Annotated in this window: 23 protein-coding genes; 3 read left to right on the top strand and 20 right to left on the bottom strand. The window is 33.2% G+C overall.

The genetic code is table 11. The features are described 5' to 3' along the window. The first annotated feature begins 19 nt into the window (after nucleotides 1–19). Together B0A68_RS02295 and B0A68_RS02300 are read left to right on the top strand one after the other, a co-directional pair. Nucleotides 20–445: a hypothetical protein gene (locus B0A68_RS02295; protein WP_035682878.1), complete on the top strand. Its 426-nt coding sequence runs from the start codon at nucleotides 20–22 to the stop codon at nucleotides 443–445. A gap of 3 nt (nucleotides 446–448) precedes the next feature. Next, nucleotides 449–814 (top strand): VOC family protein, encoded by a 366-nt coding sequence (locus B0A68_RS02300; RefSeq protein ID WP_035682882.1) that lies wholly within the window; start codon nucleotides 449–451, stop codon nucleotides 812–814. Between the two features lie 124 nt (nucleotides 815–938). Here the strand turns inward: B0A68_RS02300 and B0A68_RS02305 are convergent, their stop codons facing one another. From B0A68_RS02305 to B0A68_RS02390, 18 genes are all read right to left on the bottom strand, one after another. After that, the gene (locus B0A68_RS02305; RefSeq protein ID WP_035682885.1) at nucleotides 939–1619 is read right to left on the bottom strand and encodes a 2'-5' RNA ligase family protein; all 681 of its coding nucleotides are present in this window, start codon (nucleotides 1617–1619) and stop codon (nucleotides 939–941) included. Nucleotides 1620–1625: 6 nt separating this feature from the next. Then, a complete protein-coding gene (locus tag B0A68_RS02310; RefSeq protein ID WP_035682887.1) occupies nucleotides 1626–1988 on the bottom strand; it encodes an iron chaperone in 363 nt (120 codons plus the stop codon). A 92-nt stretch (nucleotides 1989–2080) separates the two neighbouring features. Further along, nucleotides 2081–2548: an SRPBCC family protein gene (locus tag B0A68_RS02315; RefSeq protein ID WP_035682889.1), complete on the bottom strand. Its 468-nt coding sequence runs from the start codon at nucleotides 2546–2548 to the stop codon at nucleotides 2081–2083. 306 nt (nucleotides 2549–2854) lie between these two features. Continuing rightward, the gene (locus B0A68_RS02320; RefSeq protein ID WP_035682892.1) at nucleotides 2855–3436 is read right to left on the bottom strand and encodes an LOG family protein; all 582 of its coding nucleotides are present in this window, start codon (nucleotides 3434–3436) and stop codon (nucleotides 2855–2857) included. An 89-nt stretch (nucleotides 3437–3525) separates the two neighbouring features. Next, on the bottom strand, nucleotides 3526–4047 hold the full coding sequence (locus B0A68_RS02325) for a GNAT family N-acetyltransferase (RefSeq protein WP_035682894.1): 522 nt from the start codon (nucleotides 4045–4047) through the stop codon (nucleotides 3526–3528). Between the two features lie 6 nt (nucleotides 4048–4053). Beyond that, nucleotides 4054–4581 carry a GNAT family N-acetyltransferase gene (locus B0A68_RS02330; protein WP_035682896.1) on the bottom strand — a complete coding sequence of 176 codons (528 nt, stop codon included), beginning with the start codon at nucleotides 4579–4581 and terminating at the stop codon, nucleotides 4054–4056. A gap of 25 nt (nucleotides 4582–4606) precedes the next feature. Then, on the bottom strand, nucleotides 4607–5746 hold the full coding sequence (locus B0A68_RS02335) for a lactonase family protein (RefSeq protein WP_035682898.1): 1140 nt from the start codon (nucleotides 5744–5746) through the stop codon (nucleotides 4607–4609). A gap of 53 nt (nucleotides 5747–5799) precedes the next feature. Continuing rightward, entirely contained in the window at nucleotides 5800–6897 is a 1098-nt protein-coding gene (locus B0A68_RS02340) for an MBL fold metallo-hydrolase (RefSeq protein WP_035682900.1), read from the bottom strand. Beyond that, nucleotides 6894–7319, bottom strand: a complete 426-nt coding sequence (locus B0A68_RS02345; protein ID WP_035682902.1) for a DUF1801 domain-containing protein — start codon at nucleotides 7317–7319, stop codon at nucleotides 6894–6896. Before B0A68_RS02345 ends, B0A68_RS02340 begins: the two co-directional genes overlap by 4 nt. Nucleotides 7320–7326: 7 nt before the next feature. Continuing rightward, nucleotides 7327–8373, bottom strand: a complete 1047-nt coding sequence (locus tag B0A68_RS02350; protein WP_035682903.1) for a serine hydrolase domain-containing protein — start codon at nucleotides 8371–8373, stop codon at nucleotides 7327–7329. A 60-nt stretch (nucleotides 8374–8433) separates the two neighbouring features. After that, complete coding sequence (locus B0A68_RS02355) at nucleotides 8434–8802, bottom strand: nuclear transport factor 2 family protein (RefSeq protein ID WP_035682906.1); 369 nt, start codon at nucleotides 8800–8802, stop codon at nucleotides 8434–8436. 83 nt (nucleotides 8803–8885) lie between these two features. Further along, nucleotides 8886–9101, bottom strand: a complete 216-nt coding sequence (locus B0A68_RS02360) for a hypothetical protein (RefSeq protein ID WP_035682908.1) — start codon at nucleotides 9099–9101, stop codon at nucleotides 8886–8888. 11 nt (nucleotides 9102–9112) lie between these two features. After that, nucleotides 9113–9544 carry a hypothetical protein gene (locus B0A68_RS02365; protein ID WP_035682910.1) on the bottom strand — a complete coding sequence of 144 codons (432 nt, stop codon included), beginning with the start codon at nucleotides 9542–9544 and terminating at the stop codon, nucleotides 9113–9115. 40 nt (nucleotides 9545–9584) lie between these two features. Further along, entirely contained in the window at nucleotides 9585–10499 is a 915-nt protein-coding gene (locus tag B0A68_RS02370; protein WP_035682913.1) for a helix-turn-helix domain-containing protein, read from the bottom strand. A gap of 12 nt (nucleotides 10500–10511) precedes the next feature. Then, nucleotides 10512–11405, bottom strand: a complete 894-nt coding sequence (locus tag B0A68_RS02375) for an SDR family oxidoreductase (RefSeq protein ID WP_035682915.1) — start codon at nucleotides 11403–11405, stop codon at nucleotides 10512–10514. A 105-nt stretch (nucleotides 11406–11510) separates the two neighbouring features. Then, entirely contained in the window at nucleotides 11511–11996 is a 486-nt protein-coding gene (locus tag B0A68_RS02380) for an SRPBCC family protein (protein ID WP_035682916.1), read from the bottom strand. Between the two features lie 170 nt (nucleotides 11997–12166). Continuing rightward, nucleotides 12167–12529: a hypothetical protein gene (locus tag B0A68_RS02385; RefSeq protein WP_035682918.1), complete on the bottom strand. Its 363-nt coding sequence runs from the start codon at nucleotides 12527–12529 to the stop codon at nucleotides 12167–12169. Then, nucleotides 12522–12920 (bottom strand): hypothetical protein, encoded by a 399-nt coding sequence (locus B0A68_RS02390; protein ID WP_035682920.1) that lies wholly within the window; start codon nucleotides 12918–12920, stop codon nucleotides 12522–12524. Before B0A68_RS02390 ends, B0A68_RS02385 begins: the two co-directional genes overlap by 8 nt. A 605-nt stretch (nucleotides 12921–13525) precedes the next feature. On the opposite strand from B0A68_RS02390, the gene B0A68_RS02395 reads away from it, so the two are divergent. Then, nucleotides 13526–16033: a M14 family zinc carboxypeptidase gene (locus B0A68_RS02395; protein ID WP_035682921.1), complete on the top strand. Its 2508-nt coding sequence runs from the start codon at nucleotides 13526–13528 to the stop codon at nucleotides 16031–16033. Nucleotides 16034–16202: 169 nt separating this feature from the next. Here B0A68_RS02395 and B0A68_RS02400 read toward each other — a convergent pair whose 3' ends face one another. Both B0A68_RS02400 and B0A68_RS02405 read right to left on the bottom strand, forming a co-directional pair. Further along, complete coding sequence (locus B0A68_RS02400; protein ID WP_035682924.1) at nucleotides 16203–17099, bottom strand: arginase family protein; 897 nt, start codon at nucleotides 17097–17099, stop codon at nucleotides 16203–16205. A 36-nt stretch (nucleotides 17100–17135) separates the two neighbouring features. Then, complete coding sequence (locus B0A68_RS02405; protein ID WP_084679009.1) at nucleotides 17136–17561, bottom strand: GNAT family N-acetyltransferase; 426 nt, start codon at nucleotides 17559–17561, stop codon at nucleotides 17136–17138. Nucleotides 17562–17563 lie beyond the last annotated feature (2 nt).

Genomic DNA, 17563 nt, shown 5'->3' on the forward strand with positions numbered 1-17563 from the left:
AAAACTAAAAATAATCTTTATGAAATATGCCAGCCCAATAATTATTATTGCATTCATTTTTACTATTCTATCTTGTAATAAAAATAAAAACAATCATAAATTAAGTTTAGAAAAAGAAGGCAGACAAATTGAAAATTTCGATCAATTTAATAAACGCTTTCATTCCGATTCTGTTTTTCAAATTTCAAGAGTTGATTTTCCGATTGAAGGAACTCATGTTTCAGGTTTTGAACATTATGACTGGACAAAAAAGAATTGGGAATTTCAAATTGTTCCCGTTTCGGAACAAAATAAGATAGATGAATATCAACACAGTTTGATAAAAAGTGATACGTTGATTATTGAGAAATTTTGGATAGAAAACAGCGGATTTCAAGTTGAAAGAAAATTTAAAATAATCGACGGCAAATGGTTTTTGATTTATTATAATGATATAAGTTTGTGATATATGGAAAGCAAAATTAAATCAATCCGACCTTTTATAGGTGCAGAAGATTTTGAATTATCTAGAAGTTTTTATCGTGATTTAGGCTTTGAAGAAACTGTTTTGGCACCCAATTTTTCTGTTTTTAAGAGCGATGAAATTGCATTTTATCTTCAGGATTATTATGCTAAAGAATGGATTGATAATTCTATGATTTTTTTAGAAGTCAGCGATGTCGATTCTTACTACAAAAAACTTTCAGATTTAAACCTTCCAGAAAAATATGCAGCTGTCAAATTAGTTCCAATTCAGAATTTAGATTGGGGAAGAGAATGTTTTCTTCATGATCCGTCGGGGATCTTGTGGCATTTTGGAGAGTTTAAGAAATAAAATATTATAATCTAACCCGTTGGGTGAAAATCCAAGATTTTTTAAAATTATCTTTTCTAAAATATTTAAAAATCTCTGTTTCTATGTGTTAAATTAACTTTTTATGCTAATTATACCCAACGGGTTATAATCTAAATTCTCCTAAAACCTTTGTGTTTTCTGCCCGCTGATACCAATCATTATAAACCAGCTCTAAATTTTCTACTGTAAATTCTCCAAAATCATAATCACGAAATTTTTCTGTAACTGCTATTAATTTTTCAGGATCTTTAAGGTTTTCCTTAAAACGCATAATAGTAGAATGTGCTGTAGAAATGGTATATCGGCTGTCGATACTTTGCTTCAAATTGGTATTCTGGAAGTTTTCCCGAAGTTTATTTCTTAAAATATCTATAGAATCGTCTAGCGGAAAACCTTGAATCATAACCGCCGACGAAGAAGCAGTCACGCCTCGAAATGCTATTTTAATTTTATCTATATCAACAAGGCTTTTGCAGATAATTTCGATATAATCGTGTGGTGAAATTTGATTTAAATCAAAACCTTCATGACAGGAAATAATAGATAAAACAGTAATGTGAATGTCTGAATCGGGATAAAAATATTGGTCAGAATCTACTTCTTTTAATTCATTCAATAAAAGATTTATTTCTGATTTTATTTTTTCACTTGGGCGAATGAGAAGCGTGATTCCGAATCTGGAATCGGAAGCGTCATTAATCTGTTGATCCAAAACATAATTTTTGGATAAAATTGCTTCGGAAGATTTTTTATAAAGTTCCTTATAATGTTCGTTTAGATTCATTGAATTTTATTTCTTTTTCGCTTTTTCGGCATTTTCTTTCACTCTAAATTTTACAATTTTAGTGATTAAGGCAAAAGGCATAGGTTGGTTTAAAGGAAATTGTACAGAACCTTTGCCTGTTTTATATTTAGAAAGTTCTTCTTTAAAATTCTCATGACCGCTTGGTAACGCATATAACCCAATATGATTTTTAAACGCAGCAAAATAAACCAGAATTCCGTTCTGCTCAAAAGCAGGCATCGAATAACTAATTTTTTCCTTAGCATCCGGCGCCGCTTTTTGAATCGTCATTCTGATTTTCTCCAAAATTTCCTGTACGTCATTAGGAAACAAGCCAATGTATTCGCTGATATTTTCGGGTTTTTTCATTTTTGTTTGTTTTTTGTTTCAAGTTTCAGGTTTCATGTTCTCTATGGTAACTTGAAACTTGAAACCTGAAACGTGAAACCTGAAACTTTTTTTCAAGCCAGACCTTTAGGAAAGCGATCTAAAACTAAATTCAGTAAAATATGATGCTCTAAATATGCTTTTGCGCCTGCTAAAACCAATGTAAAACCTTCAGTCGAATTTCTTACCTGATCGATTATTTTATCCGTATCTCCCTTAAAACCAGAATTGGTGATGCTTACAAAAGTTTCATTTTCGTTTAACGGACTAAAAAACCATTCGACTAAAGTATTTTCATCTGGATTCCCCCATTCAATTACAATTTTTCTGTTTTCCTGTAAAACCAGTGTAGTAACCGAAAGTGAAAAACCATACATTTCCCAAGTCCATTCGGTTTTTTGGTTTTCCTCTAATTTTCCGGAACCTTTTGTAAACCAAAAATTACTCGTGATTTCCGGATTTACAAAAGCCTGAAAAACTTCTGAAACAGGTTTTCTAATCAGCATTTCGGCTTTTGCGAATTTGTTGTTTTCTGTTTTCATCTTCTTATAGTTAGATGTTAAATACAAGGTGAGATTTGATAACTCAAACCTCAAAAAAATTTGGAGCTGTAATTTACGAAAAAAGTAGACTGAATAAAAAAAGAGCTTTATCAATTTATGTAAAGCTCTTTCTGGGTTGTTTTAAAGTGTTTAATATCTAAATACTTGAAAAATATGCTGGGAATTTTTTACAAAGTTTTTAATTAAACCCGTTGAGTGTAATTATTTCAATACATAGTTCCGATCCCGAAACTTCTGTGTTAAATTAACTTTTTTGATACTTACACCCAGAGGGTTATTAAATATTTAAACCTCCTTTTTCTCTATCCATTTTCCAACTGCGGGCGGAACATAATTTTTCATTTTTAACAATAAATCATCTATATTCTCGCTTACCAAAAGCATCTCCTGATTTACATCTTTTAATAGACCTTTTTCGACCATAACTTTTGTAAGTTCGATTAGAGAATCGTAAAAGCCGTTTATGTTTAAGATCGCAATTGGTTTTTTATGAAGACCTAATTGTGCCCATGTCAGCATTTCAAATAATTCTTCCAGAGTTCCAAAACCGCCCGGAAGCGCAATTACGCCATCGCATAAATCATTCATTTTGGTTTTTCTTTCGTGCATGCTTTCTACCAAAATTAATTCGGTAAGGTTGGTATGAGCAATTTCTTTAGAACGAAGAAAATCAGGAAGAACTCCGATCACTTTTCCGCCTGCATTTAAAGTTCCGTCGGCGACAGCTCCCATTAAACCCACATTTGCACCGCCATAAACTAATTCTATATTTTGTTCTGCCAATGCCTTTCCAAGTAATGCTGCCTGTTCTTTATAAATCTCTTCGGTACCAAAACTGGATCCGCAGAAAACGGTTATTCTTTTCATTTTAATTGTGTTATATATTAGAAGTAAAATGTTAGATGTTGGAAATTAGAATTTTCTTTTTTCTACTCTTTACTATTTCCTCTCAAATTTCAGGATTTACGAAGTTCATATTCAAAATAAGGCACATCGACTCCATTAATCTGAAATACCATATCATTGATTTTTTCTGCTCCGAGTTTTAAAACGGCTTTTTGAGAACGGAAATTTTCTGCTCCAACGTGAAAAAGAACCGAATCAACATACTGAAAAGCATAATCTATCAATATTTTTTTGTTTGATTTATTATAAGGACCGCCCCAAAATTTTCGTGTAATAAAGGTGTAGCCAATTCCAACGCTCGATTTTTCGGGATTGTAATCGTAAAAACTGGTAGTTCCCATTATTTCATTGGTTTGTTTATCAAGAATTAGGAATGAACTTTTTGAAATTATGATTTCGAAAAAAGTTTTAAAACCTTCTCTTTGATATCGGTCTTTCACAGGATTCTGTTCCCAAATTAACGGGTCGGAAGCTGCTTCAAATAATGCTTCAAAATGTTTTTCTTCTAACGGAATTAATTTTGTGATTTCATTTTCTAGAAAATCTGGCTGTAAGTTGAAGTTTGATGTCATGATTCTTTATTTTTTTATTTGATAAACAAAATTATGTCGTGAAGGTTCATTGTTATAATCAACATTAACCTCGTCTATTTTTTGAGCACCTAATTTTTCTATTGCTTTTTGAGATCTATAATTTTTGGGGCCAATATAAAATTGAACTTTATTGACAAATTGAAATGCATAATCGAGCATTATTTTTTTGACCTGAGCATTAAAACCAGTTCCCCAATAGTTTCTTCCGTAAAAAGTGCATCCAATAAAAATGCTATTGTTGGCTGGTTCGAAATCATAAAATTGCGTACTTCCTGCAATCTCATTTTTGGTTTTATCGAAAATTATAAAAGCTCCTTTGCTTTCGATTGCGTCTTCAAAGAAATTTAAAAATACTTCTCTTTCATAACGGTTATTATTGGGATGCTGTTCCCAAATTAGGGGATCTGAAGCTACCTTGTAAAGATCTTCAAAATGATTTTTTTCTAACGGAATCAGTTTTATGATTTCATTTTCCAGAAAATCGGGCTGTAAATTGAAGTTATTTGTAGTCATAATTTTTTGCCATTAATTATAGGATTTAAAGCAATTTTATTTTTAAAATCTGTTTAATCTGCACACAAGAAACGTCTTGCATTTTGATTTCTTTTCCTGTTTTTTTCAGCAGTCCTGTTTTTTGATTTCTTCTAAAAACAATCACATTTCCTGTGTTGACATTTGAAGCGATTAAAAATTTTCCGCTTTCATCAATGGCAAAAACCCGCGGATGTTTCCCAAAAGTCGATTGATAGCCAATGTTTTTTAAAAGTCCGTCTGCATCAATAGAAAAAACAGCAATATTGTTTTCTTTTCCTCTGTTTGAGGCATAAAGAAATTTTCCGTCGGGCGAAATATGAATATCTGAACTTTCAGAAAAACCTTCATACTTGTCTTTGTGGGTTTTAATTCGCTGAATCTTTTTTAAAGTGCCATTTCCATATTCATAAACGCTTATTGTTCCGGACATTTCTTCAATGCAATAACCGTATTTTTGATTGGGATGAAAAGTAAAATGTCTTGGACCTGCTTGTAAATCTGTTTTTGTAAACGGAATTGCTGCTTCTGTTAAGGGCTGCTTTTTAGTTTCATTAAATTGATAACAGTGTATTTTATCAGCACCTAAATCGGGCAGGAATAAATAATCAAATTGAGGTGAAAATATAGTGGAGTGCACATGCGAACTTTTTTGCCTTTCGGGATGAATACTTCCTTCTGAATATTTGAAATTTTGCGCAATAGAATCAATTTTTCCATTTTCTAAAACCGGATGAACCGAAACGCTTCCTTCGGTGTAATTTCCGTTTACAAGCCATTTACCGTTTTTATGTACCGAAACATAAACCGGATTTTCACCTCCGCTGGATTGTTTGTTTAAAAAAGTTAAGCTTTTTTGATCTGCATTAAATTCAAAACTGCTTACACTTCCTGCATTTGGAGTTTTGGTATCTGTACAGGCGTAAATATATTTTCCGTTTGGAGAAACCGTTAAGTAAGAAGGATTTATAATGTCTTTTGCCCCAGTTATTTTTGTCAATTTCCCATTCAAAGTATCCAATTGATAAATCTGAATAGCTTCTGCAGATTTATCGCGATTATAAGATCCTAAAAAGACATAAGTATTTTGCGAAAATCCGCTCAACGTTACCAGAAATACTATTATTAGGAGGAGTTGTTTTTTCACGTTTTTCTTTTACTTCAAGTTATAATATCAATCTAAAATCTGCAATCGAAAATTTATTTAATCCCTTTCCACCATTGTTTAAATAGCTGATTTTCATTTCTGATTTCCACTAATTCTCCAATCATCGGTGTGATCAGCGAAATCGGATTTTCGTCATTTTGTGTGAGAGTTGTAATCTTTTCTAAAGGTTCGTCCCACGGATGATTGGCCAATAAAAATTTTGAGGAATGAATGGGAAATACACGTTTTGCTTTTAAATCCTTTGCGGCCTGAATAACATTTTCGGGTAAGTTGTGAATGTATTTCCATTTTTTATCATATTGCCCGTTGTCCATCAAAGCGAGGTCAAACGGACCGTATTTTGCACCAATTTCAGCAAAGTGAGTATCATAACCGCTGTCACCGCCCAAATACATTTTAAAATCTCGTGTTTCTAAAATATAAGAAAGCCAAAGCGTATTACAGCGTATGTAACTGCGGCCGGAAAAATGTCTTGCAGGTGCCGTGTAAAGTGTAATATTTTGATCGAGTTCTATTTTTTCATTCCAGTCTTTTTCTATTATTTTTTGAATAGGAAATCCCCACGATTCAAAATGAGAACCCACGCCCAAACCGCATACAATTTGTTTTGTTTTGGGCTTTAGTTTAAGAATCGTTTTATAATCTAAATGATCGTAATGATCATGAGTAATCAATAAATAATCAATTTCCGGAAGGTCATCAACAGTATAAATATCTGTTCCTTTAAAAGATCTTGTAGTTCCCGGAATAGGAGACGCGTTACCGCTGAAAACCGGATCGACTAAAATTCGTTTTCCTTCAATTTGAATATAATAGGAAGAATGCCCAAACCATACTAAAACATCTTGTTCTATAGAAAGCTGCAGCAAATTTGTTTTTATTGATGGAAGAGGTTGTGCAGGAGTTCTGCGTTCTTTTTTCTTAAAGATAAATTCAAATAAAACTCCGGTCATGGTATATCCTTCTGTAAGATCCGGAGTGAAATTTATATTTTGAAATCGGCCTTCTCTATAATTTGGCGATTTTTTAATTAACTGCAATCGCTCACCAGCCGGCGCTTTTCCAAATCTGGGATCTTGTAAAAAAAGAAAAACAGCCAAAAAGGCGAGTATTATAAAAGTGATGATCATGTTTTGTTTTTGGGATATAGTTTGTTTAAATTCTCTACAGAGAGCGAAATGATTTTTTTGAGGATTTCCAGATCAATATCAGCCAATTTTTTGATGTAAATACAGCCTTTTCCCGATTTATGTTTTCCTAATTTCAAAAGTAATTCTTCTCTGTTTTCCGGGGTGTAGCAATAAAGCGAAATAGCTGCTTTTCTGGGAGAAAACGCTGCGAGCGGTGCACTGCCTTCGTGGCCGCTATCGTATTTGTAATCATAACTTCCAAAACCAATAATTGCCGGTCCCCACATTTTTGGTTCAAAACCAGTTTCTTCCTGCATTATTTTTAGAAGTTCAAAAGCATCATTTCGTTTTGCCTGATCTTCAACAGCGTTAATAAAATCAGTAACACTGTCTGTGGTTTCTGTGGTTTTATTTTTTGCCATTTCAATATTATTTTTGATTTAATAAATTACTTTTCAAAAGAATGTTTTTAATTTTTACTTCGGCAGCATAAAATAAATTAGAGTCATTATTCATCTGATTTTCTATAAAAATCAAGCTGATATTACTTTCGGGAAAATACAAATTTACAGAAGAAAATCCATCTCCCAAACCAGTGTGTCCAACATATTTTATGGGTTCTTTTTCAATAATTCGAATGCCGTAACCATAACCTTCTTTTTCTTTTCCAAAAAAGCTGTGCTGCGCTGTGATATTGTATTTAAACATTAACTGATAGCTCTCTGGTTTTAAAAGTTTTCCTTTATGTAAATTTTCATTCCAAATTGCTAAGTCGCCGGCAGTCGAAACAATTCCGTTAGAAGCACTGCTTTCCGGAGTAATTATGGTGTTTTTTACAATTTCAATATTATTATTTGTATTAATATAACCTGAAACTATATTTTGTTTTTTAGCGGGATCATAACAAAATGTATTTTTCATTTTAAGATCTTTAAAAAAAGCATTTACTGTTTCTGAATAGCTTTTCTTAGTAGTAAATTCAATTATTTTACCAAGCAGACTGTAGCCTAAGTTTCCATATTTAAACTCTGTTCCGGGTTTAAATAAAAGCGGTTTATTTAAATCTGATATTCCGTGAGTATGATTTAATAATTGATGAACGGTTACAGAATCGGCCCAGGTCTGCTTGAGTTCCGGCAGGTATTTTTTAATAGGCGCCTGCAGCTTGATTCGTCCTTGTTCTACTTCTTTTAAAATTAAAACTGCTGTAATTTGTCTTGTGTTGGACATGATCTCAAATTGACTGTCTAATTTTAAAGGTTTCTTTGTTTCAAAATTAGAATAGCCTTTTACTTTAGAATATAATGTTTTTCCGTTTTTTGAAATTAATACAACACCGTTGAAAATTGGAGAATTATTCTGAATAATGCTGTCAATTTGTAAAGTGTAATTTTCTGATTTTTGAGCAAAAGTATTGCAATTAGAAAAGATAAATAGTAAAAATAAAAAAGGAAAGATTCTAAAAATAGAGTTCATTGTCTGGTTATGTATTTTTTGGTTGAAGTTTAAAAAAATAATTTAATCGTGTTTAAAAAATTAAAACATTCCATTTTCGTTAATCATTTCTGCGGGAACAGCTTGTCCTAAATCCCAAAGTTCTACTATTTTATCCGATTCAAATTTAAAAATATGAACAACAGCAACACCAGAATCAGTTGTGTTTTGTTTGATATGAGAATGTACGGCAACCATATCTTTGTCGCCGATAGCGTGATGAATTTCAAGGGTTTTATTTGGGTTTAATCTAAAAGATTCATCCATAGCAAGCATCAAAGTATTAGCATCTCCCTTAAAATAAACATTATGATGTTTGAAATCCTTACCTATATACAGCCGAAATGCCTCATGTGAATGCCCTTTGGCGGCTAATTTTAAAAAGTCTTTTGCAATATATTTCTTAGTCATGATTTTAAAATTTAAAAGCTAACTAAGTTATGAAATTTAAAAGTATTTTTTGAAGTAAAAGATTTCGAAATTTGAGTTAGAATTTATAAAATTTCAGGTTTTATCTCGCTGATATTTATACCTAATGCTGTAAATTCTTTTTGACCTAAATCGGTAATATAAAAATTTTTATCAGACGGATTTTTTTTGGCAATCCATCCTTTTTCTATAAAAGTTTCTGCCAAAAGCTGTCCAAGTTTTCCGCCAATATGCTCGTAACACATTTTTGCTGGTTTTAGGCTGGTCGTTTTATTTTCCATAATTGAATGATTTAAATGGAAGTAAGGGTTTTGCGCTTTTTTTTGAACAATTTCAAAGCTAAATAACTTGGAGGAATGTAAGCCAAAACAAGATCTAAGAAGGTAAACCACATAGGCGAGGGAACAGAACAAACCATAACAATACCGCCAAGCAAAAAGAATGCACCAATTATTAAGGCTAATTTTGTTTTGTGATTGATGGCAAGAAGTGCGGTTGTTGCCGCGCCGGAAAAAGTTCCGATGGCGTGTGCTAAAAAGGGAATAATAAAATGTTTAGCCTGAAATAAATGCATTGTATTCTGTAAACCTTCCATTGTGGTAACATCTGCGCCATTTGGCGGCGGAATTATCGAGGCGCTTATCGAAATAATACCTCCGTTTACAGCAGTTCCAATAAAAAGCCCGGCAATAACAGCCAAAATATTTCTTAAAACAGGATTCATAATTCTTCGATTTTTAGTCTAACGAATGTATGAATTTTTTTTAATTAAAGGATTGTCTGAATTCAAGAGGCGAAACATTTGTCTTGGTTTTGAATAATTTACTAAAAGACTGCTGGTGTTCAAAGCCCAGTTCAAAAGCGATTTCACTGATCGATAAATTAGTTGTAGAAAGTTTTTCTTTTGCTTTTTCGATCAATTTATCATGAATGTGCTGCTGAGTACTTTGACCGGTATGCATTTTAAGCAATCCGCTTAAATAATTGGGAGAAACGTTTAGATTATCGGCAATATATTGTACAGTTGGCAATCCTATTTTTGCCAAAGAATCGTTTACAAAATAGTCGTGAAGCAATTTTTCTAAACGCGCCAAAATCTGATGACTGCTTATTTTTCTGGTAATAAACTGACGGTTGTAGAAGCGTTCTGCATAAGTGAGAAATAATTCGATTTGGGCAATAATAACGTCCTGACTGAATTTATCAATATTAGACTGGTATTCCTGCTGAATGTTTCTGACAATATCAATAAGCATATTTTCTTCTTTATCAGAAAGATGTAGTGCCTCGTTTACGGCATAATCAAAATAATCATATTGCTTAATTTTCTGCGCCAGCGGCGTATTCCACAGAAAGTCAGGATGAATCAGTAAAGACCATCCTGTATGCTGTAATTCGGCATTACCTTCTATAGAAAAAACTTGTCCCGGAGAAAGAAAAATCAAAACTCCTTCTTTAAAATCATATTCCTGCTGCCCGTAACGCATTTTGGCATTGGCATTTCTTTTTAACGCAATCGAATAAAAATCAAGCATCAGGCTTTTGGGTTCTTCTTTATTGAGATATTTAAGATCTTCAAAATTGTAAACACTAATAAGCGGATGCTCTGGTTTTGGCAAATTTCTAAATTCATGAAATTCGCTTATGCTTTTTATTCGATGCGGTTGATTATTTGCCATAGCACAAGTTACTTATTTTTGGTTAAAAATCTGAGCAAATTCTTTAGCATAATCGGCCAGTTTTACTTTACCCATTTCTGGTTTATTACGGTAATAATCTTCTGCCAGTAAGCCGTTGTAAAGTCCTGCGTACATTTCTATAAGCCCTTCTGCGATTTTTGGCTGCATTCCGGCGTTTAGCAAACCAGTAAGAGTTTCTTCATCGCTGATTAAATTCCATTTTAAATCAGGAATTCCAATTGCTTCACCCAGAATTTTTGCAGTTTGATGTCCGGATACTTCTTCACTTGCCACGTAACGTATTTTTTTTCCGTCAAGCGGAGTTGTAAGTTCTTCAGCAATAGCATTTGCAATATCATTTGGAGAAACCCACGGAATCAATTCATCGGCACCATAATTGGCCGCAATAAAACCCTTGTTTTTAATGATCGGAATGTAAGCCAGCAGATTGTAATAAAAAGAAGTGGGACGCATAAACGTTATAGAAACGTCTGAAAGTGTATTTAAAACTGCTTCAATTTCGTTATAACGAAGAATAATACCCGATTTTTCTTTTAAATGCGCTCCAATACTGCTCAGAAAAACAGCACGTTTTACACCAGAATTTTTAATAGCTTTGGCATAATTATTTCCGATTTTACGGGTAAAAGCTTCTAAATCCAAATTCGGATCAAAATAATTTGCACGCGGAATCATGCAGTAAACGGCATCTGCGCCTGCAAAAATCTCGGTTAAAAATCCTGCATGTTCTACAGATCCAATCGCAGCTTTTGCTCCTAATGCTTCAATCTCGGTTTGATTTTCTGGATTACTCGAAATTATGGTAATCTCATGTCCTTTTTGCACTAATTCCTGTGCCAGAGGTTTGCTGATGTTCCCTAAAGAACCTGTAATTGTAATTTTCATAATATGATTGTTTTGATGATACAAAGTTGCGTAACATCAAAATAATCGCTGTAGCCAAATCTATTATTATCGTAGTCTAAAAAAGATGCAGTAAAATCGCATAATTTATTTTGAAGATAATTTTCTCTCGTTTTCTGTCTGAGGTTTACCGCTGGCATTCGGCTCGCCTTTTCCGGTTGTAATTAGTTTTTTAAGACTGTTCTGCATATAATTTGTCCAGGAATCACGGCAGATATCAAAACATTCGTAATCCGGAACTAAGCCAAAATGCGTAAAACGAAGTTCGGTTTTTCCATCTTTTTCTGAGATTTCAAAAGTAGGTTTTGTGCCCGTCCATTCGGTTTCATCTTCTGTAAACTTAAAATAGTTTTCTTCGACCAGCCAGACGATTTTCTGGTTATTTATTACTTCAATCAATTTTACTTTACATCGATGCACATCTTCATAATGATAATCAAATTCATCATTTAGCTTTGCTGAATCGCCTTCAATTTCTTCAGACCACCATCCTCGAACATTGGTTACGGCATTAAAAACTTCTTCGGGACTTTGATCTATTACTATACTTGTGGTAAAATCTTGTACACTCATTTTGTTTGATTTATAAAATTAGTGTTTCAAATTTATTCTTTAAAAATCAATTAGTTAGGTTTTTATAAGACAATTAAAAGGGGTGTTTAGGACAGAATTATAAAACAGTATCATAGGCAAAAACGATAAAGTATCCATTTTTAGATGTAAAGCTGTATGGGTGGAATTCTTTATACGGAAAAAAAATCATCAAACCTTTTGGTTCTATAAAATTTTCCTGATAGACTAATTGTTTTTCCGTCGTGTAAATTTTGACGATCCTTTCCTGAAATTTTTTGAATCCGGCTGTCTTTAGTATCCAGATAAAAGCAATCTTCAATCAATGAATCATCATTTTTTGCATTATAATTTTCTTTTTTGATAAATTTTGGGCGGTCTGTAGCTGCCCATTTTATATACATTATTTCTATAATTTCTTCTTTTGTGCTAATTGGTTCGTAGTAAGAAAAACGGTCTTTATTTTCATAGTTTTTCTTGCAGCTAAAGGTTAGCGTTAAAATAAAAAACACTAAAATAATCTTGAACTTACTCATATTTAATAGCCATTTTATATTTTTTTATTTCAGGATTTTTAATAATATAAGTCGCTTTGTATATCGCCATTGATGTGCAAATCTCTTTAGATGTCATTTTGCAAATCAAGTAAATTGAATCTTTTTTTATTTCAATATCTCCCACATAATTCCCACAGGCATTTGCATCAACAAGCTGCGAAATATAAATGATGTCATCCAGATATTTCGGCTCAATTTTATTATTGGTTTGAGGTTGTAATTTTTCCCAGTTCTCATCACCAAGATCTGCCATGAAACGTAAATTAGTATAAATTAAATCTTCGTGTAATACTGGTTTTTCCTTTATATTTTCTTGTTTACTCTGACAGGAAAAAAAAATTACAAGTAAAATGTAAACAAAATATTTCATTAACTGTATATTTAAAATCAAATATAAGTTTTTTATTACATATTATAAATAGCTACTTAAAAATATATCGCCTTTTTTTGTAGAGAAACTCTAACTTTATAGGTCTTTTCTTTTTTTCAGGAGCAGAAAAATTATTTTCAACAGAACCAGTCGTCCCGCTGTACGCTATATCTTTTTCCTGCTAAAGAATGCTTTTACCTCGTTTCCAAAAAAAATGACCGTTTTTGAGTTGTTTACATTCTTTGGTTATATCTTTTTGGCAGGATAAATTTAAAAGTATACTTATTAAAAGTGCGAGCCGAATGCTAATTTGTTTGTTTATCATTGAATTTAAGTGTCTATTTTTTTGCTGATTTAATTTTCTCAGGAATTTCATTAATTTGTTCAAAATAATGAAATATCCATAGCTTTTGATTAAGGTTGAGTTACAAAACGAAAATACAAATTTTTGCTAATGATTTTCTTAACGGTTAATAAGCAGATTTTTAAAAGCATTCAAGATTTTCTATCCGATTAATTTGCAGTAAAAAAGAATATTTATTTAGATTCTTAGATTGGTTTAAACTTAATTCTTATTTTTAACCATCTACAAAATCCACTCAGCCATGAACAAAATATTTTGCGCCGCAGTTTTACTGATAACCGTTTCTTTTTCTGCTCTTGCACAACTCAAAAATCCCTCGGAGTTTATACCCAATTACGGAAAACAAATTACGTATTATCATCAGGTTGAAGATTATTTTAATTACCTGACAGAGCAATCGCAATCTATTAAAAAACAAAAATACGGAGTTACAAACGAGCAGCGCAATCTGAATGTTTACTACATCTCTACACCAGAAAACCTGGCGAATCTGGAACAAATTAGAAATAATAATTTGGCATCAATCGGGCTTCCGGCTTCAAAATCTGCAGCAGTTGAAGACAAGATTATAGTCTGGCTGAGCTTTAACGTACACGGAAATGAATTTGCCGGAACAGAAAGTGCAATGACAGTGGCATACGAACTTTTGAATCCATCAAACGAAACCGCAAAACAATGGCTTAAAAACACAATTGTAATTCTGGATCCGTGCATTAATCCAGACGGGTATTCGCGTTATGGAAACTGGTTAAGAGAAATCTCCGGAAAAAAAACACATCCCGGTTTGTACGACAGAGAACATATGGAAGTCTGGCCTGGAGGCAGATACAACCATTATCTTTTTGATCTAAACCGAGACTGGGCTTGGCAGACACAAGTAGAATCTGCACAGCGAATAAAATTATACAATCAATGGATGCCTCAGGTGCATACAGATGTACATGAAATGAGTTACAATTCACCATACTTTTTTCCGCCTGCAGCAGAACCTTTGCATGAGTTTATAGAAAAATACCAAAGAGATTTTCATAATGTTTTAGGCAAAAATATTTCGCAGAAATTCGACAAGCAAAACTGGATGTACAATACCAGAGAACGATTTGATTTGTTTTATCCGAGTTACGGCGATACCTACCCAACTTACAACGGTGCGGTCGGTCTTACGCTGGAGCAGGGCGGAATAGGGGCAGGACGTGAAGTTACGATGGAAAATGGCGCTAATGTTACAATAAAAGACCGTTTAGCACATCATGCAACTGCAGTTTTGACGGTGGTAGAGAGTGCTGCTTCTCAAAAAGAGGTACTTCTAAAAGGTTTTAGAGATTTTCACAGCAATGCCAGAATAAAAGCAAAAGGAGTTTACAATACTTATGTCTTAAAAAACAATCCAAAACTGGTGCAAATGGCAGAAATGCTGACAAAAAACGAAATAGAATTTACATACGCAGACGCATCAGCATCAGCATCTGGATTTCATTATCAGACCAAAAAGAATGAAAGTTTCAAAATAGAACCAAACGATTTAATCATAAAAGCAGATCAGCCAAGATCGGTTCTGGCACAGGTACTTTTTGAACCCAATCAAAAACTTAATGACAGTTTATCTTATGATATTACGGCTTGGGCTTTACCTTTGGCGTATGGAGTAGAAGGTTTTGCAGTAAAAAATACCTTGCAGATAAAAACAAAAAGCAAAATAGAAACTGCACCAAAAAACATTCCTGCAAGTGTTTATGCGTTTTATGTTCCGTGGAATAACAGAATTTCGGCACAAGTCGTTTCGCAATTGCATCAGGCCGGAATAAAAGTACGATCGGCAATGAAAAAAGCAGTTTTTGGAGATATAACTATCGAACCGGGCGGTATAATTATCAGCAGAGCCGATAATCCAAAAACAGCCGATTTTGAGAAAACGGTTGGAGATATTATCAAAGTAAAATCAGATTATAGTTTTATAACCACTGGTTTTTCAACCAATTCTAAAGATATCGGAAGCGAAAATTTTGTACTGCTTAAAGCACCAAAAATATTAATGCTGTCCGGAAAAGGAATTGCTTCGACAGAGTTTGGAGCCAATTGGTTTTACTTAGACGAAACCATAAGTTATCCTGTAAGCATCGTCGAAACTGCGAATTTTAATAGAGTTAAATTGTACAACTACAATACTTTAATTCTTTCTGACGGTTCTTACGATTTTTCAGAAGATCAAAAAAAGAAAATTGACGAATGGATTAAAAATGGCGGAAAAGTAATTGCCATGAGCAGCGCAATTTCTTTATTTCAAGATCGCGAAGGCTATGCTTTAAGTTTATTTGCGAGCAAAGAAGACAAAGAAAAATCAGAGAAAGAAGAAAAAGACATCGAGCTCAAAAAGCGATTTTTAGATTATGAAGGTGTAGAAAGACGCGAAATTTCGGGTACAATTCCAGGTGCAATTATCGAGAATAAATTAGACAAAACTTATCCGCTTGCATTTGGTTTAGGAAATACTTATTTCAGTCTAAAAAGCAACGAAAGATCTTTTTCTTTATTAAAAAGTGCTGTCAACGCAGCTTATATACCAAAAGGATATGTAAGTTATGGTTTTGTGGGCCACGATATTAAAAATAAATTAAACGAAACCGTAAGTTTTGCAGTAGACAAAAAAGGAGATGGAGTCGTTATTTATATGATGGACAATCCATTATTTAGAGGTTTCTGGGAAAACGGAATTTTATTATTCAGCAATTCGCTGTTTTTAGTAAATTAATACATTACTTCTCATTAGATTTTGAGATTTTTCAGGAGCACAAATAAGAGTATTTCAAGACCACCTGTCCCGCTGTACACTATATCTTTTTCCTGCTAAAGAAGCAGGAAAAAGGATGCCGTTTCCATCGGGGCTAAACCAGAAATTTATTCTTTTATAAGAAGATTTTTCAGAGCTGTCTTGCTTTATTAAATACAGCAGTTATATTTTCGACAAAAGTCGCAGTATATTTTCCGGTTAAGTCTAAATCAGGATCTAGAATCGTAATCTCAAGGCCGGCGAGTTTGTTGCTTTTAAACAAAATAAAAGTCAGCTCGTTAAACTCATCATATGTTAAACCATCGGGAGTACGGCTGTCCACGCACGGCATAATCAAATCATTCAGCACATCAACATCTATATGAAGCCAGAAACCATCCAGATTTTCAATTGCAGCGAGAAATAATTGTACACATTCTGTAATGCCTCTTTCTCTCAATTCTTTCAAACTAAGATACGTCGCCTTAGATTTCCTAATTTCGTCTTCGTACTCATCATCATACTCGCGATTTCCTGCACACCAAAGATTTTCTTCTTTGATATACGGACATAAATCTAAAATGTCAGTCAGTTTTTTATGTCCATTTCCTGTTACTATCGATGCCGCCATACCGCCGACACCGCCGGTTTCAGACAAAGAAATATCCATAAAATCAGTATGTCCGTCAAGGTAAAATAATCCGTAATTGCCTTTTTGCCTGAGAGCGATCGCAGATCCCAGCAAAATACTGCAGTCGCCGCCAAGAATAAACGGAAACTGATCTTTTGTTAAAACGCTGTTTATTAATTGCGACTGTTTTACAGCGTAAGCAACAAGAGAATCGGTGTTTAGAATTTGTGTTTCAGGATCTCGAAAATTAGTGTAATCCGGAGCTTCAAGCCTTAAAACACTTTCTGGATTAAGAGCTTTATGAAGATTGTGCTGGCGCAGCCATTCCGGCAGATTCTTTACTCCGGGTTCTTTTCCCGGATGCGGTTCTTTTAAACCAAGATTCGATGGAAACTCAACAATTATAATCTTTTTCATAATTAATAATTGATTAAAGTGAAATATAACTCAGACCTAATCAGTCAATTCGAATAAAATATAACCGCCATTACCAGAAAGTCCTCTTTCTTTTTGTTTAAATCCTTTCTTTGTATAAAAATGAACGGCCTGAGTATTATTTTCTAAACATTTTAAAGTAATTGGAAAACCTATTTTATTAATTACAGCATTCAGCAATTGAGTTCCAACTCCATTTCCCTGATGTTTTTCAGCAACATACAAATGATGAATAAAATTATTTGGCATCCAAACTGAAATAAAACCAATTATTATATCATTTTCAACAGCAGTTAAAATAGATTCACCTTTTGTTTCTCTTTCAAAATCAATCAGTTTAAACTTTGATTGATCAACCCACGTAAATGTGCGACGACGTTCCTGCAGGAATATTTTTTTTAAATCGGGTAAATGATTTTCGTTATATGCTATAATGTTTATCATTC

The organism is Flavobacterium reichenbachii, assembly GCF_002217435.1.
Lineage (GTDB): Bacteria > Bacteroidota > Bacteroidia > Flavobacteriales > Flavobacteriaceae > Flavobacterium > Flavobacterium reichenbachii.